General features: G+C 68.5%; 22 protein-coding genes, 1 tRNA gene and 1 riboswitch. Of the genes, 11 read left to right on the top strand and 12 right to left on the bottom strand.

Annotation, left to right across the window (positions count from 1 at the left end):
- Nucleotides 1-147 precede the first annotated feature (147 nt).
- A complete protein-coding gene (locus ACWD4A_RS10685) occupies nt 148-1,134 on the top strand; it encodes a tetratricopeptide repeat protein (RefSeq protein ID WP_451192073.1) in 987 nt (328 codons plus the stop codon).
- Between the two features lie 70 nt (nt 1,135-1,204).
- Nucleotides 1,205-1,834: a peptide deformylase gene (gene def / locus ACWD4A_RS10680; protein ID WP_451192071.1), complete on the top strand. Its 630-nt coding sequence runs from the start codon at nt 1,205-1,207 to the stop codon at nt 1,832-1,834.
- Between the two features lie 72 nt (nt 1,835-1,906).
- Here def and ACWD4A_RS10675 read toward each other — a convergent pair whose 3' ends face one another.
- The 4 genes from ACWD4A_RS10675 to ACWD4A_RS10660 all read right to left on the bottom strand — a co-directional run bounded on the left by ACWD4A_RS10675 (nt 1,907) and on the right by ACWD4A_RS10660 (nt 8,074).
- Nucleotides 1,907-2,863, bottom strand: coding sequence for a ribonucleotide-diphosphate reductase subunit beta (locus ACWD4A_RS10675; RefSeq protein ID WP_451192198.1), 957 nt, complete (start codon nt 2,861-2,863; stop codon nt 1,907-1,909).
- Nucleotides 2,864-2,970: 107 nt separating this feature from the next.
- Nucleotides 2,971-5,349, bottom strand: coding sequence for a ribonucleoside-diphosphate reductase subunit alpha (locus tag ACWD4A_RS10670; RefSeq protein WP_451192069.1), 2,379 nt, complete (start codon nt 5,347-5,349; stop codon nt 2,971-2,973).
- Nucleotides 5,350-5,519: 170 nt separating this feature from the next.
- Nucleotides 5,520-5,618, bottom strand: a riboswitch (adenosylcobalamin-variant (AdoCbl-variant) riboswitch).
- 579 nt (nt 5,619-6,197) lie between these two features.
- Nucleotides 6,198-7,805, bottom strand: coding sequence for a monocarboxylate uptake permease MctP (gene mctP / locus ACWD4A_RS10665; RefSeq protein WP_451192067.1), 1,608 nt, complete (start codon nt 7,803-7,805; stop codon nt 6,198-6,200).
- Complete coding sequence (locus tag ACWD4A_RS10660; RefSeq protein WP_451192066.1) at nt 7,802-8,074, bottom strand: DUF3311 domain-containing protein; 273 nt, start codon at nt 8,072-8,074, stop codon at nt 7,802-7,804. The genes mctP and ACWD4A_RS10660 overlap by 4 nt, the downstream gene beginning before the upstream one ends.
- 146 nt (nt 8,075-8,220) lie before the next feature.
- Between ACWD4A_RS10660 and ACWD4A_RS10655 the strand changes: the two genes are divergently transcribed.
- Nucleotides 8,221-8,526, top strand: coding sequence for a hypothetical protein (locus ACWD4A_RS10655; protein WP_451192063.1), 306 nt, complete (start codon nt 8,221-8,223; stop codon nt 8,524-8,526).
- Here ACWD4A_RS10655 and ACWD4A_RS10650 read toward each other — a convergent pair.
- From ACWD4A_RS10650 to ACWD4A_RS10640, 3 genes are all read right to left on the bottom strand, one after another.
- The gene (locus ACWD4A_RS10650; RefSeq protein WP_451192061.1) at nt 8,507-9,427 is read right to left on the bottom strand and encodes a hypothetical protein; all 921 of its coding nucleotides are present in this window, start codon (nt 9,425-9,427) and stop codon (nt 8,507-8,509) included. The two genes, ACWD4A_RS10655 and ACWD4A_RS10650, sit on opposite strands and share 20 nt — an antisense overlap.
- A 163-nt stretch (nt 9,428-9,590) precedes the next feature.
- Nucleotides 9,591-9,986, bottom strand: coding sequence for a hypothetical protein (locus tag ACWD4A_RS10645; protein ID WP_451192059.1), 396 nt, complete (start codon nt 9,984-9,986; stop codon nt 9,591-9,593).
- Between the two features lie 22 nt (nt 9,987-10,008).
- Nucleotides 10,009-10,479, bottom strand: coding sequence for an ATP-binding protein (locus ACWD4A_RS10640; RefSeq protein WP_451192057.1), 471 nt, complete (start codon nt 10,477-10,479; stop codon nt 10,009-10,011).
- Nucleotides 10,480-10,582: 103 nt separating this feature from the next.
- On the opposite strand from ACWD4A_RS10640, the gene ACWD4A_RS10635 reads away from it, so the two are divergent.
- The 4 genes from ACWD4A_RS10635 (at nt 10,583) to ACWD4A_RS10620 (ending at nt 14,306) form a co-directional block, all read left to right on the top strand.
- Nucleotides 10,583-11,935 carry a transcriptional regulator gene (locus tag ACWD4A_RS10635; protein ID WP_451192055.1) on the top strand — a complete coding sequence of 451 codons (1,353 nt, stop codon included), beginning with the start codon at nt 10,583-10,585 and terminating at the stop codon, nt 11,933-11,935.
- 5 nt (nt 11,936-11,940) lie between these two features.
- Complete coding sequence (locus ACWD4A_RS10630) at nt 11,941-12,135, top strand: hypothetical protein (protein WP_451192053.1); 195 nt, start codon at nt 11,941-11,943, stop codon at nt 12,133-12,135.
- 422 nt (nt 12,136-12,557) lie between these two features.
- Nucleotides 12,558-13,481 (top strand): radical SAM/SPASM domain-containing protein, encoded by a 924-nt coding sequence (locus ACWD4A_RS10625; RefSeq protein ID WP_451192050.1) that lies wholly within the window; start codon nt 12,558-12,560, stop codon nt 13,479-13,481.
- An 18-nt stretch (nt 13,482-13,499) separates the two neighbouring features.
- On the top strand, nt 13,500-14,306 hold the full coding sequence (locus tag ACWD4A_RS10620) for a protein kinase (RefSeq protein ID WP_451192048.1): 807 nt from the start codon (nt 13,500-13,502) through the stop codon (nt 14,304-14,306).
- Nucleotides 14,307-14,459: 153 nt separating this feature from the next.
- Here ACWD4A_RS10620 and cutA read toward each other — a convergent pair whose 3' ends face one another.
- The 5 genes from cutA to ACWD4A_RS10595 form a co-directional block, all read right to left on the bottom strand.
- Nucleotides 14,460-14,783, bottom strand: a complete 324-nt coding sequence (gene cutA, locus ACWD4A_RS10615; protein WP_451192046.1) for a divalent-cation tolerance protein CutA — start codon at nt 14,781-14,783, stop codon at nt 14,460-14,462.
- The gene (locus tag ACWD4A_RS10610) at nt 14,780-14,971 is read right to left on the bottom strand and encodes a hypothetical protein (protein ID WP_451192044.1); all 192 of its coding nucleotides are present in this window, start codon (nt 14,969-14,971) and stop codon (nt 14,780-14,782) included. Before ACWD4A_RS10610 ends, cutA begins: the two co-directional genes overlap by 4 nt.
- A 408-nt stretch (nt 14,972-15,379) precedes the next feature.
- Nucleotides 15,380-15,907: a DUF6879 family protein gene (locus ACWD4A_RS10605; protein WP_451192042.1), complete on the bottom strand. Its 528-nt coding sequence runs from the start codon at nt 15,905-15,907 to the stop codon at nt 15,380-15,382.
- 117 nt (nt 15,908-16,024) lie between these two features.
- A tRNA-Lys gene (locus tag ACWD4A_RS10600) sits at nt 16,025-16,098 on the bottom strand.
- 46 nt (nt 16,099-16,144) lie between these two features.
- Nucleotides 16,145-16,921: a GntR family transcriptional regulator gene (locus ACWD4A_RS10595; RefSeq protein WP_451192196.1), complete on the bottom strand. Its 777-nt coding sequence runs from the start codon at nt 16,919-16,921 to the stop codon at nt 16,145-16,147.
- A 241-nt stretch (nt 16,922-17,162) separates the two neighbouring features.
- Here ACWD4A_RS10595 and ACWD4A_RS10590 point away from each other — a divergent pair, with 241 nt between their 5' ends.
- From ACWD4A_RS10590 to ACWD4A_RS10575, 4 genes are all read left to right on the top strand, one after another.
- Nucleotides 17,163-18,434 (top strand): extracellular solute-binding protein, encoded by a 1,272-nt coding sequence (locus ACWD4A_RS10590; RefSeq protein WP_451192040.1) that lies wholly within the window; start codon nt 17,163-17,165, stop codon nt 18,432-18,434.
- Nucleotides 18,435-18,655: 221 nt separating this feature from the next.
- On the top strand, nt 18,656-19,630 hold the full coding sequence (locus ACWD4A_RS10585) for a carbohydrate ABC transporter permease (protein WP_451192038.1): 975 nt from the start codon (nt 18,656-18,658) through the stop codon (nt 19,628-19,630).
- Nucleotides 19,627-20,457, top strand: a complete 831-nt coding sequence (locus ACWD4A_RS10580; RefSeq protein ID WP_451192037.1) for a carbohydrate ABC transporter permease — start codon at nt 19,627-19,629, stop codon at nt 20,455-20,457. The genes ACWD4A_RS10585 and ACWD4A_RS10580 overlap by 4 nt, the downstream gene beginning before the upstream one ends.
- A gap of 11 nt (nt 20,458-20,468) precedes the next feature.
- Nucleotides 20,469-21,956: a glycoside hydrolase family 3 protein gene (locus ACWD4A_RS10575; RefSeq protein ID WP_451192034.1), complete on the top strand. Its 1,488-nt coding sequence runs from the start codon at nt 20,469-20,471 to the stop codon at nt 21,954-21,956.
- The last annotated feature ends 94 nt before the right edge of the window (nt 21,957-22,050 follow it).

Here is a 22,050-nt window from a genome sequence, read left to right as displayed (position 1 = left end):
GGGGGGTGTCGCGTGCGTCGCCATCGACGAGTGGCGGCCGCGGCTTCCCGGAGCAAGAGAGATGTGGCAGGTTGTCGTCAGGGAGGACGGCGGCCGTCACCTGGGTCATCCGGCGTGGTCGCACGCAGAAACCGGCAGGCGGGAATCGTGAGGATCTTCGGCAAGGTACGGCATCGGCCTTCCGCCTCGTGGCGGCAGGCCACCGACCGTGCTTTCACTTTGATCGGCGACGGCCGGTACGAGGACGCGGGCGCGCTGCTGACCCGTGCCGCCGACATGGAGCCGTGGCTGTCCGAGTCGTGGTTCAACCTCGCCCTGCTGCACAAGTTCCGGCACGACTGGGAGCAGGCCCGCGCCGCGGGGCTGCGGGCCGTCGCCCTGCTGGACCGCGAGGCGGGCGCCCCCGACTGGTGGAACGTGGGCATCGCCGCCACCGCCCTCCAGGACTGGCCGCTGGCCCGCCGTGCCTGGCAGGCGTACGGCCTGCGGGTGCCCGGCGAGGCCGCCCCGGCCGGTGAGCCGGTCGGCATGGAACTGGGCAGCGCGGCCGTGCGGCTCTCCCCGGAGGGCGAGGCCGAGGTCGTCTGGGGCCGCCGTCTCGACCCGGCCCGGATGGAGGTCCTCTCCATCCCGCTGCCGTCGTCCGGGCGGCGCTGGGGCGAGGTCGTGCTGCACGACGGTGTCCCGCACGGCGAGCGGGTCACCGCCGCCGGGCCCTCCTACCCGGTCTTCGACGAGATCGAGCTGTGGGCCCCGTCGCCCGTGCCGACCTGGGTGGTCCTCCTGGAGGCCGCCACCGAGGCCGACCGGGACGCCCTGGAGCGGCTCGCCGCCGACGCCGGGTTCGCCGCCGAGGACTGGTCCTCGTCCGTGCGGCTGCTGTGCCGCACGTGCTCCGAGAGCCGGATGCCCAGCGACGAGGGCGACGGCGAGCACCTCGACCCGCACGACCACAGCGAGCCCGGCCACCCCGGGCCCCTGGGCCACCGCACGGCAGGCTCCGGCTCCCTCTGGGTCCCCGAGCGCGAATGCGGCATCGCGGCCCCCGCCGGGCTGGTCCGTGGCCTGCTCGACGGCTGGGTCGCGGACAGCCCGGAGACCCGCGAGTGGCGGGATCTGGAAGAAGTCTGCTGAGGTCCGTCCGTGGCCCCCGTACCCTGTACAGGCATCCTTTTCGGGCATTTGAGAGAGGCGTAACCGCGGCATGGCGCAGCAAGAGACCGATCAGTCGGTGACCACCGAATTCATCGTGGACACCGAGGACTGCGAGGAGCGCGAGCTCGCGCACCGCGAGCGTGGCACGTCCCGTCCGATCACCGTCGTCGGCAACCCCGTGTTGCACAAGGAGTGCAAGGACGTCACCGAGTTCGACGACGGGCTCGCGCAGCTCATCGACGACATGTTCGCGAGCCAGCGCACCGCCGAGGGCGTCGGCCTGGCCGCCAACCAGATCGGTGTCGACCTCAAGGTCTTCGTCTACGACTGCATGGACGACGAGGGCGTGCGCCACGTGGGCGCCGTCTGCAACCCCGTCCTGGACGAGCTCCCGGCCGACCGCCGCGTCCTCGACGACTCCAACGAGGGCTGCCTGTCCGTCCCGACGGCCTACGCCGAGCTGGCCCGCCCGGACTACGCGGTCGTCCGCGGCCAGGACGCCAAGGGCAACCCCGTCGTGATCGAGGGCACCGGCTACTTCGCCCGCTGCCTCCAGCACGAGACGGACCACCTCTACGGCTACCTCTACATCGACCGCCTCTCGAAGCGCGACCGCAAGGACGCCCTCCGGCAGATGGCGGAGGGCACTCCGCGCTACCCGGTCGTCGCCAACGACTGACCGCGGCACGCGGCTTGAGGGAACGCCGAAGGGCCCGTACGGATCGCTCCGTACGGGCCCTTCGCGCTGCTGCTAGAACTCCTCGTCGAAGCCGACGGTGCCCTCGACCGCCACCTGGTACGCGGAGGCGCGGCGCTCGAAGAAGTTGGTCAGCTCCTGGACGTTCTGGAGCTCCATGAAGGAGAACGGGTTCTCCGAGCCGTAGACCGGGGCGAAGCCGAGGCGCTGGAGGCGCTGGTCGGCGACGCACTGGAGGTACTCGCGCATGGACTCGGTGTTCATGCCCGGCAGGCCCTCGCCGCACAGGTCGCGGCCGAACTGCAGCTCCGCCTCGACGGCCTCCTTCAGCATGTCGGTGACCTGCTGCTGGAGCTCGTCGTCGAAGAGCTCGGGCTCCTCCTGGCGGACGGTGTCCACGACCTCGAACGCGAAGTTCATGTGCATGGTCTCGTCACGGAACACCCAGTTGGTGCCGGTCGCCAGGCCGTGCAGCAGGCCGCGGGACCGGAACCAGTAGACATACGCGAAGGCGCCGTAGAAGAACAGGCCCTCGATGCACGCCGCGAAGCAGATCAGGTTGAGCAGGAAGCGACGGCGGTCGGCCTTCGTCTCCAGCCGCTCCAGCTTCTCGACCTCGTTGATCCACTTGAAGCAGAACTGGGCCTTCTCGCGGATGGACGGGATGTTCTCCACCGCGTCGAAGGCGGCGGCGCGGTCGTCCGGGTCGGGCAGGTAGGTGTCCAGCAGCGTCAGATAGAACTGGACGTGCACGGCCTCCTCGAAGAGCTGCCGCGACAGGTACAGCCGCGCCTCGGGGGAGTTGATGTGCTTGTACAGGGTCAGCACGAGGTTGTTGGCCACGATCGAGTCACCGGTCGCGAAGAACGCGACCAGGCGGCCGATCATGTGCTGCTCGCCCGGGGACAGCTTCGCCAGGTCGGCGACATCGGAGTGGAGGTCGACCTCCTCGACGGTCCACGTGTTCTTGATCGCGTCGCGGTAGCGGTCGTAGAAGTCCGGGTACCGCATCGGGCGCAGCGTGAGCTCGAAACCCGGGTCCAGCAGGTTCTTCTGAATTGAAGCTTCCGGCACGGAGTGCTGTCCTTCAGGGGTGGTGGTCGGGCGGCGGGCGGGCATTACTGGCAGGCCTCGCAGGACTCGGGGTTCTCAAGGGAGCAGGCGACGGCGTCGGCGTCGGGCACGGCCTGCTGCACGGGGACGGTGGCGGCGGCACCGGCGGAGCGCGCGATGCGGGTGGCCGGGCGCGAACGCAGGTAGTACGTCGTCTTGATGCCCTGCTTCCAGGCGTACGCGTACATCGAGCTGAGCTTGCCGATGGTGGGCGAGGCCATGAAGAGGTTCAGCGACTGGCTCTGGTCCAGGTACGGCGTACGGGCCGCGGCCATGTCGATCAGGGCGCGCTGCGGGATCTCCCAGGCGGTGCGGTAGAGGTCGCGGACCTCCTTGGGGATCCACTGCATGTCCTGGATCGAGCCGTTGGCGTCGGTCATCGCGTCCCGCGTGGTGCGGTCCCACACGCCGAGCTGCTTGAGGTCCTCCACCAGGTAGGTGTTGACCTGGAGGAACTCACCGCTGAGGGTCTCGCGCTTGAACAGGTTGGACACCTGCGGCTCGATGCACTCGTAGACGCCCGCGATGGACGCGATGGTGGCCGTCGGCGCGATGGCCAGCAGCAGCGAGTTGCGCATGCCGACCTCGGCGATGCGGGCGCGCAGCGCGGCCCAGCGGTCCGCCCACGCCTGCTCGGCGTTGGGGTAGTGGTCGGGGTGCAGCACGCCGCGCGCGGTGCGGGTCGCGGACCAGGCCGGGTGCGGGCCGTGCCGCTCGGCGAGGTCGGCGGACGCCTCGTACGCCGCGAGCATGATCCGCTCGGAGATCCGGGTGGACAGCTCCTTCGCCTCGGGGGAGTCGAAGGGCAGGCGGAGCCGGAAGAAGACGTCCTGGAGACCCATCAGGCCCAGGCCGACCGGACGCCAGCGGCTGTTGGAGTTCCCGGCCTGCTCGGTCGGGTAGAAGTTGATGTCCACGACACGGTCGAGGAAGGTCACGGCCGTACGGACCGTACGGTCGAGCTTCTCCCAGTCCATCTCGCCGTCGGCGCCCAGGTGCTGGGCCAGGTTGACCGAGCCGAGGTTGCAGACGGCCGTCTCGCCGTCGTCGGTGACCTCGAGGATCTCGGTGCAGAGGTTCGAGGAGTGGACGACCTTGCCGGGCTCGGCGGTCTGGTTCGCGGTGCGGTTGGACGCGTCCTTGAAGGTCATCCAGCCGTTGCCGGTCTGCGCGAGGGTGCGCATCATCCGGGAGTACAGCACGCGCGCCGGGATCTGCTTGACGGCCTTGCCCTCGGCCTCGTAGCGGCGGTACGCGGCGTCGAACTCGTCGCCGTACAGGTCGACCAGGTCGGGCGTGTCGGCCGGGGAGAACAGCGACCAGTCGGCGTCCGCCTCGACGCGGCGCATGAACTCGTCCGGGATCCAGTGCGCGGTGTTGAGGTTGTGCGTGCGGCGGGCCTCCTCACCGGTGTTGTCGCGGAGCTCCAGGAACTCCTCGATGTCCGCGTGCCAGGTCTCCAGGTAGACACAGGCCGCGCCCTTGCGCCGGCCGCCCTGGTTGACGGCCGCGACGGAGGCGTCGAGCGTGCGCAGGAACGGCACGATGCCGTTGGAGTGCCCGTTGGTGCCGCGGATCAGCGAGCCGCGCGAGCGGATGCGGGAGTAGGAGAGGCCGATGCCGCCCGCGTGCTTCGACAGGCGCGCCACCTGGTGGTAGCGGTCGTAGATCGAGTCCAGCTCGTCCAGCGGCGAGTCCAGCAGGTAGCAGGACGACATCTGCGGGTGGCGGGTGCCGGAGTTGAACAGTGTGGGGGAGGAGGGCAGGTACGAGAGGGTGCTCGTCAGCCCGTAGAGCTCGGCGACCTCCGCCAGGGCGCGCTCCGAGTGGTCCTCGGCGAGGCCGCAGGCCACGCGCAGCAGGAAGTGCTGCGGGGTCTCGATGACCTGCCGGGTGATCGGGTGGCGCAGCAGGTAGCGGCTGTGCAGGGTGCGCAGGCCGAAGTAGCCGAAGCGGTCGTCGGCGCCGTCGAGGAGGGCCGTGTCGACGAGCGCGTCCAGCCGCTCGGCGTGGGTCCGCACGAAGGCCGCGGTGTCGTCGGCGATCAGGCCCTCGCGGTGGCCCGTCGCGACGGAGGCGGCGAAGGAGGTGGCGCCCTGTCCGGCGGCCTCCTCGGCGATGGCGAGGGTGAGCAGCCGGGCCGCGAGCTTGGAGTACTCGGGCTCCTCGGCGATGAGACCGGCGGCGGCCTCGGTGGCCAGGGACCGCAGTTCGGCCTCGTCCGAACCCGCGCTGCGGCCGCGCAGCGCGGCGGCGGCGACCTTCCCGGGGTCGGTGGCGGGCAGATCGGCGGTGAGGTCGGTCAGGGTGCGCAGCAGCGCGGTCCCGGGGCCGCCGGTCGCTTCCGCGGACGTTGAGACCGGATCGGCGGGCGCGATGGTCACTGAGGCTCTCCCTCGCTCGGCAGAGGGCCGGGCGGGTGGCGCGCGACGGGCGCGTACGGGCATGCCTGACAGCACCAGGGCATGCTCGTAGCGTCCATCGACCCAACCCGCGAGGCCCGGACGAATACAAAACGCCCGTGCGGGGCCGGGACGGCTCAGCGGTGGGCGTGCTGTCGGCAGGTACTCGGACTCCTGCATGCGTCATTACGGCATACATGCACCGTTGCGGGACAGTTCCGGATTTCCACCGGATTCCCCTGCGACGACAGCGAGGACGAGCATACATCTAGTGCTGGCCGTCGCATGCACCACCACATGTTGTGTCGCGCGGTAATCGAGCGAGTCGAAATGTGCTAACGGGGCCTGGGGGTACGGGGGATGGCGAGGGCGCGGCGAAGGGCCGCCGCGCCCCTGTCGGGGGCGTGGCGGCCCTGGGAGACCCTCGGTGCCCGACGGCCCGCGGGAGGGGCTGCGGGGGCCCCGGAGGGTGGCTTCGGGGGCGACGGTGCCGGGGCGCCCCGTCGGGAGGACGGGTGCCGACAGCGCCGGGGCGCCCCGCAAGGGGCGCGGGGCTGCGTCGATATGCGGCTCCGCCGCGTGGGCGCGAGCAACCGCTGACGGGCCGCGGCCGCCGGGCTGTCGACGGTGCCGGGGCGCCCCGTAAGGGGCGCGGGGCTGTATCGATATGCGGCTCCGCCGCGTGGGCGCGAGCAACCGCAGACGACCCGCAGTCGCCGACCCGCGCCGCGGCCGAACGGCGCTTCGGCGCAGCGCGCGACGGCGGGCCGCCGGGCCGCCGGACGGAAGCGGCACCGGGTCCGGGCCCGGCCCGGGGCCCGGCCCCGGGGCTAATGCCCCGCCGTAGGCAGATCGCCCCGAACGCCGGCATCGCCGGCATCCGCCGTGTAGTCCGAGGCCGACGTCTCGTCGACACCGTCCGGCACCCGGAACGCCTTGAAGGCGAACGTCAGCACCACAGCCACGACCACATTGAGAACAAAGGCGGTAAGCCCGATATACCCCTTCTCCCCGATAAAGGGGATCAGGTTGGTATTCCCGAAATGATCCTGCGTGGCACTCGGCGTGTCATACGACCGCCATGTCCCGTACGCCATGCCCACCGCCCAGCCGGCCAGCAGCGCCCACCGGTGGAACCAGCGGGTGAAGAGCCCGCCGACGAGCGCCGGAACGGTCTGCAGGATCCAGATGCCGCCGAGCAGCTGGAAATTGATCGCGACCGTCTTGTCCATGGTGAGGACGAAGACCAGCGCGCCGACCTTCACCAGCAGCGAGGCCAGCTTGGAGACCTTCGCCTCGCGCTCGGGCGAGGCGTCCGGCCTGATGAAGTCCTTGTAGATGTTGCGCGTGAAGAGATTCGCGGCAGCAATGGACATGATGGCCGCGGGCACCAGCGCGCCGATTCCGATCGCCGCGAAGGCCACGCCCGTGAACCAGTCGGGGAACATGTCCGCGAAGAGCTGCGGAATGGCCAGCTGGCCGTTCTTCACCTTGACCCCGGCGGCGATCGCCATGAAGCCGAGCATGGCCAGCAGGCCCAGCATCAGCGAGTACAGCGGCAGGATCGTGGTGTTCCGGCGGATCACGTTGCGGCTCTTGCTGGAGAGCACCGCGGTCACCGAATGCGGATAGAGGAACAGCGCCATCGCCGAGCCCATGGCCAGCGTCGCGTACGCCCATTGCGCGTCCGCGCCGGCCACCAGAGAACCGCGCGGCTTTCCCGTCTCGGGGTTCTTGACCGCAAAGGCCTCGGCCGACTTGGCGAAGATGTGGTCGAAGCCGCCGAGTTTGATGGGGATGTAGATGACGGCCACGATGATCACGATGTAGACGAGTGCGTCCTTGACGAACGCGATCATCGCGGGCGCCCGCAGCCCCGCGGAATAGGTGTATGCCGCGAGCACGCCGAACGCGATGAGCAGCGGCAGGTCCTTCATGAACCAGTTGGATCCGCCACCGACCCCCAGTACGTCCAGCACGGCCTGGATGCCGACGAGCTGGAGCGCGATGTACGGCATCGTCGCGAGCAGCCCGGTCAGCGCGAGCGCCAGCGACAGCCCCTTCGACCCGAACCGGCCGCGGACGAAGTCCGAGGACGTCACATAGCCGTGCTTGTGCGCGACCGACCACAGACGCGGCAGAAAGGTGAACACCAGCGGATAACAGAGAATCGTGTACGGCACCGCGAAGAAGCCCGCCGCACCGCCCGCGTAGATGGCCGCCGGCACGGCGACGAAGGTGTACGCGGTATAGAGGTCGCCGCCCAGCAGGAACCAGGTGATCCAGGTACCGAACGAGCGCCCGCCCAGTCCCCATTCATCAAGATTGTCCGCGTTCTCCGCGCGCCGCCACTTCGAGGCCACGAACCCCATGACCGTGACGACGAGGAAGAAGAAGATGAACACGGCGAGTGCCACGCCGTTCACGCCGTTCTTCACCGCTGCTCACCCGCCCTGCGGATGCGCTCCTGCCGGCGCACGATCACATACGCGATCGTGGTGAGGGCGGTGGACACGAAGACCCACGCCATCTGGTACCAGTAGAAGAACGGAATCCCGATGAACGCGGGCGTGAGCCGGTTGTAGGAGCCGACCCACAACATCGCGACGAAGGGTATGGCCAGGCATATCCCCGCCACGACCAGCGGCACGGTGACGACAGCGGCCCTGCGGCCGCTCTCCGGCGGCTCCATCGGTGGTTCTGTCATGACGGCGACTCCCCCCTAGATGATCACTACGTGATGCGCAGGAAATCTAGGTCAGGGGAGTGGCGGGCGTCACCCCCTGTCCGCATATCGGTATGGCAACGGCCGTAAAATAACTTGCGCCGCGCGCAGGTAAGTTCAAGGATCCGATGATGATGAAGTTGCTCGTCGACATACGCCCCTCGCTGGTGGCGCGCCCCTTCCATCTCCTCTTCACCAGGCCGCTGGTGGAGATCGACGGTGTCGAGTCGGAGGCACGCTGGGGCACGACGGAAATCCCCGTAGGGACCGGCCCCCACGAGATGGCCGTGTACTTCCGCTACCGGGGCCAGCGCAGGGCGCGACTGGGGCTGGGCCGTAAGGAGTTCACGGCGGACGACTCGGTTCCGCGGCTCCGGGCGCGGGCGGCGCTGGGTCCCTTCAACGGGAGCCACTTCAGGATCGCTGTGGGCTGACGGCGCCGTACATGGCCTCGCGGACGGCGTTCACGCCGCGCCTGGTGGCCGCGATCGCCCCGGACGTGTCATGGGCCGCCGCGGCCGCCCCCGTACGGCAGCCACGGCAGCGACCCTCGTCGGCGACGGGCCGGAACATCCGGCCGCACCCGCCTGAACAGGCGCGCAGCGGCTGGGGGAGCGGTTGCGGCAGCCGTTCCGGTACGGGGTCGGGCATCTTGCGGGTGAGGCGGTCGCGGAGGATCCCGGCGGGGTGATGGATGCGCTCGGGAAGCCCGTCGGTGAGCGCCTCCCGGAGATCCCGCAGGGTCGCGCCCCGCAGCAGCCACTCCCCGACGAGCGGCGCGAGCCGCGTGACGTCCCGCCCGGAGATCCGACGCAGGCGCCGTTCGGTGTGACACACGGCGGCGAGCGCCTGCGCGCCACGCTCGGCGAGCGGGTGGGGAGGGTGGGAGGTTGTTTCCCCCTCAGTGTTTTCATGGGAACGACCGACGCTCCGACCTGTCGGCGGACCGACGGCCGGTGGGCTGACCGCCGGTTCTCCGGCCTCGGGCTCGGGTTCTGCCGGCAGGTCGCCACCGTCCCGTACGGCCACGGCCTGGTCGGCCGTCAGCCGCACGCTGGAGATCAACTGCCGGGTGGTCCACAGCCCGTCGGACCCTTGCTGCCGCCACTCGTGGAAGTACCCCTCGGCGGCGAGCTCCCGCTTCGCCCGGGTGAGCGCGGTCTTCTTGATCCCGGCCTGCTGTGCGGTCTTCGACAGCGGCTCGTCCACCCCGTCCGGCAGGGACAACTGCCAGGTCAACAGGCGGACGGCGTCGGAGGACAGCCGCGGATGACGAAGGATCTCGTTCGAGATCTGCGAGAAGAAGCCCGTAGGGGCGATAACATGCCTGAGCATTCTTGGGGAGTCCGATTCCCTAGTGGGTGTAGACCCCCGGTCGCCGGTTGCCGCCGGCGTCGGGGGTCGCTCACGTTTCAGCGCAACGGTAGCGCGCCGAGCGGGAACTTCAGGATTTTTACGGCGAGTTGTGCGTTTTGGCCACCGGAGTCCCTTCGATGGGCTATAGGCCCGTTGCCGGGGCTGTGGTCCCGCTATGACGGTGGTCGCGCTCGATGGCCTCGAAGATGTCGGAGTCGGTCTCGCGCTGCCATTCGGGCAGGCTCTCCCAATCGGCGACGTAACCGGGCTTCGGCTCCTCGATGTGCTTATGGATCTGCGCGATCCAGCACAACGCGACGAACCGCCCCTTCTGCTCCCGGGTGAGCTTGGCCGTACTGCCACCACTGACCTCGACGAAGCCGGCGACCTGCTCGTACACGGCGGCGGCAGCCTGCCGCTCCCACTCCGGGGTCTCGTCCCACGGGGCGATATAGCCGGGCTTGGGCTCACCCGGGTAGTACTTCTTGACTCCGGCGATCCACGCTTCGCGAAAGGTGCGGCCTTCTTCATGACGCAAGGAGATCCTCCAACGGGATGATTCATCCGCTCACGATGGGGAGTTGTCGGTCGAGTTCGAACCATACGTACTTACCGAAGGGCTGCTTCGCAACTCCCCAGCGGCTGGCGAGACCGGCGACGATCAGCAGCCCACGGCCGGTGCCCTCATAGGGCTTCGGGTTGCGCAGCCGGGGATTCCGCAGCTCACGATCGTGGACCTCGACGCGTACACGGTTGGCGTCGGCATCCACCCTGAGCAGGAACCGTCCGGCCTCGGGCGCGCTGTGCCGCACGGAGTTGGTCGCCAGCTCCGAGGCACACAGGAGGATCTCGTCGAGCGACCCGGTCTCGACCGTGCCCAACACCCTGCGGATGAAGGCGCGGGCGGCCTGTACGGAGGCGGGCTTCCGGGGGAACGCCCGTACGGCTTCAATGCGCCGGAGGTTGATCAGGCTCTCGCCGTGCACCGCACTGTCCACCATCGTCACGCACTCCCCGCGTCGGCTGGTCATTTCGTACGTCCAGGCAACACGCGCCGACCGTTCGGAGGTACCGTCATCAAGGGTGTCGGATGGTGTCGCTTTCGCTACAGCCCGTAGCAGAAGGTCGTGAGGGATGCGGAAAACGAACGACGAGCTCGCGGAATGGCTGCACCGGTCCGGCATGAGCCGCGGGGAACTGGCCAGGCGTGTCAGGAGCAAGGCCCGCGAGTGGGGGCAACCCCACGTCGCCCCCGACTGCACCGGCATCCGGCGCTGGCTCGCGGGCGAGTCGCCGCGGCATCCGATCCCCGACATCCTCGCTGATGTCTTCTCGGACCACTTCGGATACCGCGTCACAACGTACGATCTCGGGCTCGGCGAGGGCGCCGCCGCCGACGGCTACCTCATGTACAACTCGGCATACGCGGCTACCGTGGAGACGGTTGCCGATTTGGGGAGAGCCGACGTGGACCGACGGAAGTTCCTTGCAGCAGCACCGTTCGCCGCCTTCGCAGGAGTTGGTCCTTCCCGTGACTGGTTGCTGAACACTCTCGACCAGACCCCTGAAGCGGGGCCGCGCGTGCGCTTCGAAGATGTCGCAGCGGTGAAGAACATGTTCGGCGCGTTCCAGCAGATGGACATCTTCCAGGGCGGCGGCTCCGGACGCCTTGCCCTCACGGCCTATATGAACGAGCACGTCTTCCCACTGCTCCGCCGGACGCATACGGACAAGGTGCGGTACGCACTCTGCGAGGCGGCGGCCGAACAGACCTATCTCCTCGGCTGGATGGCCTACGACAGCGGCGAGCACGGCACCGCCCAGCGCTACTTGATCCAGTCGCTACGGCTCGCCGAGGAGTCGCGCAACGCGGCGCTCGGGGCCCATGTCCTGGCGGGCATGGCAGACCAGGCGACCCTGCTCGGAAATCCCGCGGAAGGCCGTCGGCTGGCGCAAGCCGGCAGGCAGGGACTGGGCAAAGCAACGTCCCCGGCATGCATGGCCGACCTGTGGTGCCTGGAAGTACGGGCACTGGCCCGGCTCGGCGAAAAGCGGGAAGCCGCGCAAGCGGTGGCGAAATCGGAGGAGAACTTCGGGCGCGTACGCACCGACGAAGAACAGGAATGGGCGAAGTTCATCGACGGCGCCTATCTGAACGGCGAACACGCCAACACCTTCCGCGACCTGGACGACGCGAAAAACACGGAGGATCACGCGAGGCGCTCGATCGACATCGCCACCCGGCAAAAGCGCGCCCGCCGAGGCGCGATGTCCCAGGCCGCACTCGCCGCATCACATCTGCAACGCCGAGACCTCGAATCGGCCTACTCGGCGGGCCTGCGCACGTTGTCGCTTGCGCGGCAGGTGAAATCGTCCCGGTGCGTCGAAGCCGTGCAGGAGGTGCAACGCCGAATGAGGCCCTTCGGCCACCACCGCCTCGTGGCCGACTTCGACGAGCGGGCACGCGGCCTGGTCGCCGCAGCCTGACGACAATGACCGACACCCCTGCCTCGGACGAACAGCCGCCGAGCAACCGCTTCATGATCGGGCTACTGATCAAGCGGGATCTGCCCGACAGGGCGGGCGCCTCCGAGTGGTGCGGCAGGCACCCGAAGGAACGCACCCGGCTGGTTGCCCGAAAAGGATGGGTCTGCCTCGACTGCGTGCGGGAGAGCAGTCGACGGTAGTAGCCGCCGTGTTGCGTGCTCAGGACCCGGGGTCGGCTGGGACTACGGGCTGTCCGGTGGATCAACTGGTGCCAGGCTCAGTGTCTTCGACCCGGCGCGGGTGCGACCCCTTACGGTGATCGCGGTCCTGGCCCTTCATGCAGAGTGGAGCACCGCCATGAACAGCGGGCCCTTCCGTGTTCCCGATCTGTCGGACCGCCCGCACCGCCTCATCATCGAACGCGAGATGCAGGCAGGTCCGCACGCCCTCTACCTGGCGTGGACAGAACAGTTCGGCCGCTGGTTCGCGGCTCCCGGCTCGGTCGTCCCCCGATGCCCGGGGGCAGGCTCAGACGCCCCGCCCGGTTGTCCTCGTGGCTGTCGATGGCCGGGCGGGTCAGCAAGTGCACGTCGATCCACATCAACGAGTGAAAGGGAACAGCATGGCGACCGCATTGCCCGCCGAGCGGACCACCACTCATTACCTGTGGTTGGACATGACGCGGAAGTGTCAGCTCGAATGCACGCACTGCTACAACGGGTCAGGGCCGCAAGGTGGCCACGGCGCGATGTCCCGGGACGACTGGGTCGAGGTCTTGGACCAGGCGGCCAAGGTGGGCGTTGAGAACGTCACCCTCATCGGTGGAGAGCCGATGATGTACCCGCACACGATCGAGATCGCGGACCACGCTCTGGCACTCGGCATCAGGGTGGAGGTCTACAGCAATCTCGTTCACGTGACGGACACATGGTGGACACTGCTCCAGCGCGAGGGAATGTCCCTCGCCACGTCGTACTACTCGAACAAGGCCACGGAGCACAACAAGATCACCGGCCGCCCGAGTCACGCCAGGACTCGCGCCAACGTCATCAAGGCCATCGAGCTCGGTGTCCCGATCCGAGCCGGAATCGTTGGAGACAACGAGCAGGTCATTGAGGCGGCGAAGACGGACCTGAAGTCGATCGGCGTCACTCGGATCGGAACTGACCACATCAGGGAGTTCGGACGGGCCTCCTGCGGCCAGAAGCCGGACGCATCCAATCTGTGTGGCGGGTGTGGCGACGGCAGGGCCTCGATCGACCCAAGCGGTAACGTCTCGCCCTGCGTCCTCTCCACCTGGATGGGTGTCGGTAACGTCCGCGAGGATTCGCTGGCCTCTATCCTGAGCGGTCCCGCGCTGTCGGGGGCCGTTGACTCCCTCCGAGAGGTATGGGGGTGGGGTAAAGGCAAGGACAAGGACAGCGACCAGGGTCAGAACCAGCCTTGCAACCCTGACTGCGTCCCGAAGAACCCGTGCGACCCGAGGTGCGAACCGAACGATGCGTGCCGTCCGGGAACGCCAACTACTTGCAATCCCAGGGTATAGCGTGTCCGAAAGGAACTGATGACCGAACTGCCCGACGGGCACTTCCGCGAACTGGTCCGTCCGTACACTGGCGAAGTCGCTCAAGTACACGTTCCGAAGCAGGGGTTCACTACGGAATTCGCTGCGATCATCGACAGCGAGAAGGGGTCGTTCTTCGTCAAGGCCATGTTCAACCGGCCAGGAGGACGACGGGACTCCATCCTTCGGGAGCGAGCGATCAACCCCTACGTACAGTCGCTCTCGCCTCGGCTGCTGTGGAGCGTTGACGGAGACGACGCCGGGTGGATCATCCTCGGGTTCGAAGTCATCGACGCGCGCGGCCTGGACTTCGAGCCGGGCTCGTCAGATCTCCACATTGCCGTGGACCTCCTCAACCGGGCTTCGAGCCTGGGGTTGCCTGACGTCGCACGGGACTGGCGGGAAGACCGGTGGGATGCCTACGCGAGCAGTGAAGACGAGTTGGCGTTCTTCCGTGGTGATGCTCTGCTTCACACCGACATCAACCCGTCCAATATAAGGGTGGGGGATGCGGGCTCGTGGCTTATCGACTGGTCATGGCCCACACGTGGGGCAGCGTTCATCGATCCGGCCTGTTTCGTCGTGCAGCTGGTGTCAGCCGGCCACAGCCCGGAGTCTGCTGAAAGGTGGGCGGCACGCTGTACAGCGTGGGCGAACGCGGACCCTGAAGCGATCGACGTGTTCGCTGCGGCCGATCTGCGTATGTACCGGGCTGTCGCCGCCCAGCGTCCCGATCAGGCGTGGCTCAGGGCCATGGCGGATGCGTCTCAGGCGTGGGTGGATCACCGAGGCATCTCAAACGTTTGAGGTGTTGGGCCCCGCCGATCTGGCGGGGCCTTCTCGCTCTGCACGACGACGTGGGTGGCGAGTTCGGGCTTCCCGCAGAGCGGGCCACGATGTCTGCCGGAACCCCCTGGTGATCCTTGGCCGTGCCACCGCGTCGATCTCCCCGTATGCGCCCTAGCCCCGGGTCTCGTCCGTGACCCAGGACAGATACGCCGCACTCCCGGCTACGACCGGGACCGCGATGATCTCCGGTGTCTCGTACGCGTGCAGTTCGCCGATGCGCGCGGCGAGTTGGTTCACCAGGTCGCCGCGGGTCTTGAAGTCGACGCGCCACTCCTGTGCCTGCTCGACCTTGCCCTCCCATCGGTAGACGGAGGAGATCGGGTAGACCTGGGCACAGGCGGCGAGGCGTTCGTCGATCAGCTCGGCGGCCAGGGTGCGGGCCGCCTCCTCGGCGTCGGTGGTCGTCGTCACCACGGCGTGGTCGGGGAGTGTCATACCGACGAGCGTATGCGGCCGGAGCAGCCGGCCGTGCCGTATCGCGCCCGCCGCCCGGCCGCCAGCCACTCCGAGCGCAGCCGCTCGTAGACCCTGCGCTCCGCGACCGTCAGAGCGCGCCCGCGCCGGACGGCGAGGAACGTGCGGATCTCCTCGTTCAGCTCGTCGAGGACCGTGTTACGTGACATGGCCCCAGGCTATGGGGAGGCACTGACATCGGGCCTCCCGTCGTACGCATGTTTGCGCAATGCTCATGAAACGGTCATGAAGTGGACGATCGTTCTCCGGGTTGCTGCGGTTGCGCACGCAGGGGCGCCGGGAACGGTAGGGATGCCTTCCTGCCGCGCTCTACTGTGGATGCGTGACCGCACCGAAGCCGTCGTCCTCAGTGCCGCCCGAGGTGGCTGTCGAGAAGGCGCGGATCGCCGTCCTTCATACCCAGAGCCGCGCTGCCGCGCGTGAGCTGGTGGCGGAGTACGAGAGCGGGCACGGCGAACTGCCGAGGAGTCGAGGCGGCGCGCTCGACAATTCCTTCTTGAAACCGGGCTATTGGGTGATGAGCAATAGCTGGCGGCCGTCCGTAAGGCCTGCGGGGCTCACCCCATATCCCCCTGTCGGCTGTAGTAGTCCACATAGGGAACCGCGTCCCGCCACGACACATCGCGATAGGCGCGGTACCGCGGCAGTACCTCCTCGCTCAGCGGTTCAGCTCCGAGGAATTGATCGTCCTCGGTGTAGTGCATCCGGTAGACCCTCGCGTCGTCGAAGAGCCAGAAGTCGTGATCCGGTAGCTCCTCGGTCTTCTGGTGCGACGCGAGGTCGACGATCCGGATGTCCTCCCCGGCCCTGGCGTTGCCGACGTACCCCCAGCCGAGTTCGAAGCGGAGGTAGTCGCTCAGTGGGGAGCGCAGGATGTGAACCCTTCGGAGGCTCTTGCCGGCGTCCGCCATGGAGCGGACCCAGGGGCTGTCCTCCCACTCTTCGGGCATGTCGCCACCGGCCATGAAGGAGGCGAACTCTTCGCGCTCGCCCTCGACGTCGTACCGGTCCCTCGTCTCCATCTTGAAGGCCGACGACACGAAGCTCTGGAACAGCTGGTTGAAGTCGTCACCCACGAGAAGCATGGACGCGCTCCCCTCCCGGTAGTTGCGGGTCGGCTCAAGGGCAAGGATTGCATCCGACCCACCCCGGTGGGCATGAAAAAGGCCCCCACCGATCGCTCGATGAGGGCCTTCGTCAGGTGCGCCGCCAGGGACTCGAACCCCGGACCCGCTGATTAAGAGTCAGCTGCTCTAACCAACTGAGCTAGCGGCGCGCGACATGAATTATTACATGCCGCGGCCGATAGGCCGAACCGCCCGCTACTCCGCCGGCCGCTGCAGCCGTGCCACGAACTTGTAGCGGTCGCCCCGGTACACCGACCGCACCCACTCCACCGGCTCGCCCTGGGCGTCCAGGGAGTGGCGCGACAGCATCAGCATGGGCAGGCCCACGTCCGTGCCGAGCAGGCCGGCCTCCCGCGGGGTGGCCAGGGACGTCTCGATGGTTTCCTCTGCCTCCGCCAGGCGGACGTCGTAGACCTCGGCCAGGGCGGTGTAGAGGGAGGTGTACTTCACCAGGCTCCGGCGTAGCGCCGGGAACCGCTTCGCGGACAAATGGGTGGTTTCGATGGCCATCGGCTCACCGCTCGCGAGCCGCAGGCGTTCGATGCGCAGGACGCGGCCGCCGGTGGTGATGTCGAGGAGTGAGGCGAGGCGGTCGTCGGCGGTGACGTAGCCGATGTCGAGGAGCTGCGAGGTGGGTTCGAGGCCCTGGGCGCGCATGTCCTCCGTGTAGGAGGTGAGTTGCAGCGCCTGCGAGACCTTCGGTTTCGCGACGAATGTCCCCTTGCCCTGGATACGCTCCAGCCGGCCCTCGACGACCAGTTCCTGGAGGGCCTGGCGGACGGTCGTACGGGAAGTGTCGAACTCCGCGGCCAGGGTCCGCTCCGGCGGGACCGGGGTGCCCGGGGGCATGGTTTCGGTCATTTCCAGCAAGTGGCGTTTCAGGCGGTAGTACTTGGGGACGCGCGCGGTCCGCGCGCCGCCCGACGCGCTGCCGCTCTCCGTCGTACCCGCTGTACCACCGTCGGTCACCATCGTGGGCCTTCCCGACTCCGATCCTGCTGCTGTCACCGGCTCCTCCGTCTGTCGCGGTCACATCGTGGCACGGGCAGAGCCCGAGGAGCCCGGAGACGCCCAGGTCGACCTCGAGGTGTCGGTCCGGTAACGGAGCCGACAGCGACTCTTATACACCCTTGACACCCCAAAAGGTCTAGGCCAAGCTGCGGGCACTGGTCTAAACCATTAAAGACCACTTTCGGTCCTTGAGGAGAGTGCTGTGAAGCGTGGGCTCATAGCGGCGACGGGTGTCGCGGCCATGTTGGTGAGTGTTGCTGCCTGTGGGTCCAGCGACAGTGACAAGGGATCGGGCGACAGCGGTTCCAAGGACAAGAGCCTCACGGTCTGGTTCATGGACGGCTCGAACCCGGCGGGCTGGACGAAGTCGGTGCAGGCCGAGTTCGAGCAGAAGACCGGCGCCAAGCTCAACATCCGGATCCAGAAGTGGGACGGCATCCAGCAGAAGCTGACCACGGCCCTCTCCGAGTCCAGCCCGCCGGACGTCTTCGAGGTCGGCAACACCCAGACTCCCTCGTACGCCCAGACCGGTGGCCTCGCCGACCTCGGCGACCTGAAGAAGGAGATCGGCGGGGACTGGACCGAGTCCCTCAACAAGCCGTCCGTCTTCGAGGGCAAGCAGTACGCCGCCCCGTGGTACGCCGCCAACCGCGTCGTCATCTACAACAAGAAGATCTGGGCGGACGCGGGCATCAAGGACGTCCCGAAGACCCGCGACGAATTCTTCAAGGACCTGGACGCCATCCAGAAGAAGGGCGACGCCGAGCCGCTCTACCTGCCCGGCCAGAACTGGTACTTCTTCGACGGCCTGACCATCGGCACCGGCGCCGACCTGGTGAAGAAGGACGGCAGCAAGTACGTCTCCAACCTCGCCGACCCCAAGGTCGCCAAGGCCATGGACATCTACAAGCAGTACCAGGCCTTCAGCAAGGCGCCCAAGGACAAGGACGAGGCCACCCCGCAGCAGGCCGACATCTTCGCCAAGGGCAAGACCGGCGCCTTCATCGGCATGGGCTGGGAGGCGGCCACCGCCATCAAGGCGAACCCGGCCATCGAGAAGGACCTCGGCTACTTCACCATCCCCGGTGAGACCGCCGACAAGCCCGAGGGCGTCTTCCTCGGCGGCTCCAACCTGGCCATCGCCGAGGGCAGCAAGAAGCAGGACCTCGCCAAGGAGTTCCTGAAGATCGCACTGTCCGACAAGAACGAGGGCGCGCTGGCCAAGGAGGTCGGCAACATCCCCAACAAGGAATCCCTGCTGACCAACGTCAAGGGCAACGCGGCCGCCGAGGCCGCCGCCCCCGCCGCCAAGGGCGGTGGCACCACCCCGCTGATCCCCGAGTGGGCCGAGGTGGAGAACGCCCCGAACCCGATCAAGGCGTACATGACGGCCGTCCTCAACGGCAAGTCCCCCGAAGAGGCCGCCAAGCAGGTCGAGGGCGACATGAACAAGCGCCTGAGCAAGAAGCAGTAAGCGGTGCCCTGAGCGGCGGCAGGCACTCCACGCCGTAGGGGGCCGGGCCCACGCCTGGCCCCCTACCGCCGCGTAAGCCGCACATCGTGCACGACGCGCCACGTACGCGACGCACCACGCGCGTCACACACCACGCATGGCGCGCGGCGCGCCGAACACACCGGTACGCCGCGCGCCGCGCGCAACGCACCACGGTTCGACACGGGAGAAGGCGGACGACGATGTCAGCGCAGATCGAAGAGGCGGCGGCCGGATCCGCCGCCCGGGGCGGCAAGGGCGGTGCGCCGCCGCCACCCCGCCGCAACCGCGCCACGACGGCCGTCCCGTATCTGCTGATCCTCCCGGCCGGCGTCGTCACTGTGCTGCTGCTCGGCTGGACGATGCTCAAGAACGGGCTGCTGTCCTTCCAGGACATCAACAAGCGGCAGCTGATCCGGCACGTCACCGAATGGATCGGCTTCGACAACTACAGCGAGCAGCTGGGCAGTTCCGACTTCTGGAAGGTCACCGCCCGCTCGGTGGTCTTCACCGCCGCCAATGTCGTCCTGATCATGCTCCTGGGCTGTCTGATCGGACTGCTGCTCGCCCGCCTCGGCACCAAGCTGCGACTGCTGCTGTCGCTCGGTCTCGTCCTCGCCTGGGCGATGCCCGTCGTGGCCGCGACCACCGTCTTCCAGTGGCTGTTCGCCCAGCGGTTCGGTGTCGTCAACTACGTGCTGGACCAGCTCGGCTGGCACTCCATGGCCGACTACAACTGGACCAGCGGCCAGTTCTCCACCTTCTTCGTGGTGACCGTGCTCATCGTGTGGCAGTCGATCCCCTTCGTGGCGATCAACCTCTACGCGGCCACCACCACGATCCCCAAGGAGCTCTACGAGGCCGCCTCGCTGGACGGTGCGGGCAGCTGGAAGCAGTTCACCTCGGTGACCTACCCCTTCCTCAAGCCGTTCTTCCTCGCCACGACGTTCCTCGAAGTCATCTGGGTCTTCAAGTCGTTCACCCAGATCTTCGCGATCAACGAGGGCGGGCCCGACCGGCTCACCGAGACCCTGCCGGTCTACGCGTTCGTCGAGGGCATGGGCAACCAGCACTTCGGCGTCGGCGCCGCGATCTCCATCCTCACCATCGTGATCCTGCTGGCCCTCACGGCGTACTACCTGCGCCTGGTCCTCAAGCAAGAGGAGGACGAGCTGTGAAGCGCTCCCTTCTTGGCCGCACCTGGCCGGGGGCGGCCGCCGTCGTCCTCTTCGTCGTCTTCGCGTTCCCCGTCTACTGGATGTTCTCCACGGCCTTCAAGGCCAACAAGGACATCGTCAGCGACACCCCCCAGTGGTTCCCGACGAGCCCCACGTTCGAGCACTTCCGCAAGGCGGTGGACGCGGACGGCTTCTGGACCCTGGTCGGCAACTCCCTCACCGTGACGCTGGTCGCCGTCGGACTGTCGCTGGTGATCGCGCTGCTCGCGTCGTTCGCCGTCGCGCGGATGCGCTTCAAGGGCCGCAAGAGCTTCATCCTCGTGATGATGATGGCCCAGATGGCCCCCTGGGAGGTCATGGTCATCGCGTACTACATGATCGTGCGCGACGCCGAGATGCTGAACAGCCTCCCGCCGCTCATCGCCATCTACACGGTCATGGTGCTGCCCTTCACCGTGCTGACGCTCCGCGGCTACGTCGCCGCCGTGCCGAAGGAGCTGGAGGAGTCCGCGATGGTCGACGGGTGCACCCGCACCCAGGCCTTCATCAGGGTGATCTTCCCGCTGCTCGCACCGGGCGTGATGGCCACCTCGCTGTTCGGCTTCATCACCGTCTGGAACGAGTTCCCGATGGTCCTGATCCTCAACAAGGACCCGGGCGCGCAGACCCTCCCGCTGTGGCTCACCAGCTTCCGCTCCACCTTCGGCGACGACTGGGGTGCCACCATGGCCGCGTCCTCGCTCTTCGCCCTCCCGATCCTCGTCCTGTTCGTCATCCTCCAGCGCAAGGCGGTCGGTGGCCTTACGTCCGGCGCAGTGAAGGGCTAGCACTTACCATCATGGACACGCTCACCCGGGACGCCCTCACGGTCCTCCAGCCGGGATTCACCGGCACCTCCGCCCCCGGCTGGCTGCTGCGCAGACTCGGCGAAGGGCTGGCGTCGGTCGGCCTGTTCGGCCGCAACATCGCCTCGCCGGAGCAGCTCGCCGCCCTCACCGCGCAACTGCGTGCCGAGCGCGACGACGTACTGGTGGCCATCGACGAGGAGGGCGGCGACGTCACCCGCCTGGAGGTCCGCACCGGCTCCTCCTTCCCCGGCAACCTCGCGCTCGGCACCGTCGACGACACCGCGCTCACCCGGGCCGTCGCGCTGGAGCTCGGGCGCCGACTCGCCGCCTGCGGCGTCAACTTCAACTGGGCGCCCTCCGCGGACGTCAACTCCGACCCCGACAACCCGGTCATCGGCGTCCGCTCCTTCGGCGCCGGCCCGGCCCTCGTCGCCCGGCACACGGCCGCCTACGTCGAGGGCATGCAGGCCGCGGGCGTCGCCGCCTGCACCAAGCACTTCCCCGGCCACGGGGACACCGCCGTCGACTCCCACCACGACCTGCCGCGCATCGACGCGGACCTCGCGACGCTCCACGTACGGGAGTTGGTGCCCTTCCGGGCGGCCGTCGCCGCGGGCACCAAGGCCGTGATGAGCGCGCACATCCTGCTGCCCGCGCTCGACCCCGCCCTCCCCGCCACCCTCAGCCCGGCCGCCCTGCACGGCCTGCTGCGCGCCCCCGTCACCCGGGGCGGCCTCGGCTTCGACGGCCTCGTCGTCACCGACGGCATGGAGATGCGGGCCATCGCCGGGACGTACGGCATCGAACGCGGCAGCGTCATGGCGCTGGCCGCAGGCGCCGACGCGATCTGTGTCGGAGGCGGGCTCGCCGACGAGGAGACCGTGCTGCGGCTGCGCGACGCGCTCGTCGGCGCCGTGCGCGCCGGGGAGTTGGCCGAGGAGCGGCTCGCCGACGCGGCGGCGCGGGTACGCGCGCTCGCGCGGGACGTGGCCCGGAGGCCGGAGGCCGCCGCCCCCGCGCCCGAAGTGGGGCTCGTGGCGGCCCGCCGCGCGCTGCGGGTGACTCCGTCGGCGTCGGCGGGGTACGAGCCCCTGACCGGGCCCGCCCATGTCGCCGCCCTCACCCCCGTCGCGAACATCGCGGTCGGCGACGAGACACCGTGGGGTGTCGCCGCCGAACTCTCCCGGCTGCTGCCGGGGACTTCGACGGGCACGTACGGGTACGACGCGGGCGCCGGGCGCGTCCTGGCGGACGCGGGCTCCCGGCGGATCGTGGCCGTGGTGCGCGACGTGCACCGGCACGGGTGGATGGCGAAGGCGCTCGCCGAACTGGTCGCCGCGCGGCCGGACACGGTCGTGGTCGAGATGGGCCTGAACGTGGCGCCGCCGGTGGGGGCGTTGCATGTGGCCACGCATGGTGCGGCGCGGGTTTGCGGCGTGGCCGCCGCGGAGGTGGTGGCGGGGGTTTCCCTCCCCTGACCCGCCCCTTCCCGAACTGGGGCTCCGCCCCAGACCCCGGTCCTCAAACGCCGGACGGGCTGGATGTGCGGACCGTAGCCGGCACATTCAGCCC

The organism is Streptomyces sp. NPDC002537 (genome assembly GCF_053594975.1).
The sequence above is the reverse complement of the archived record's forward strand: the minus strand, read 5'-3'. Positions and strand labels throughout refer to the sequence as shown.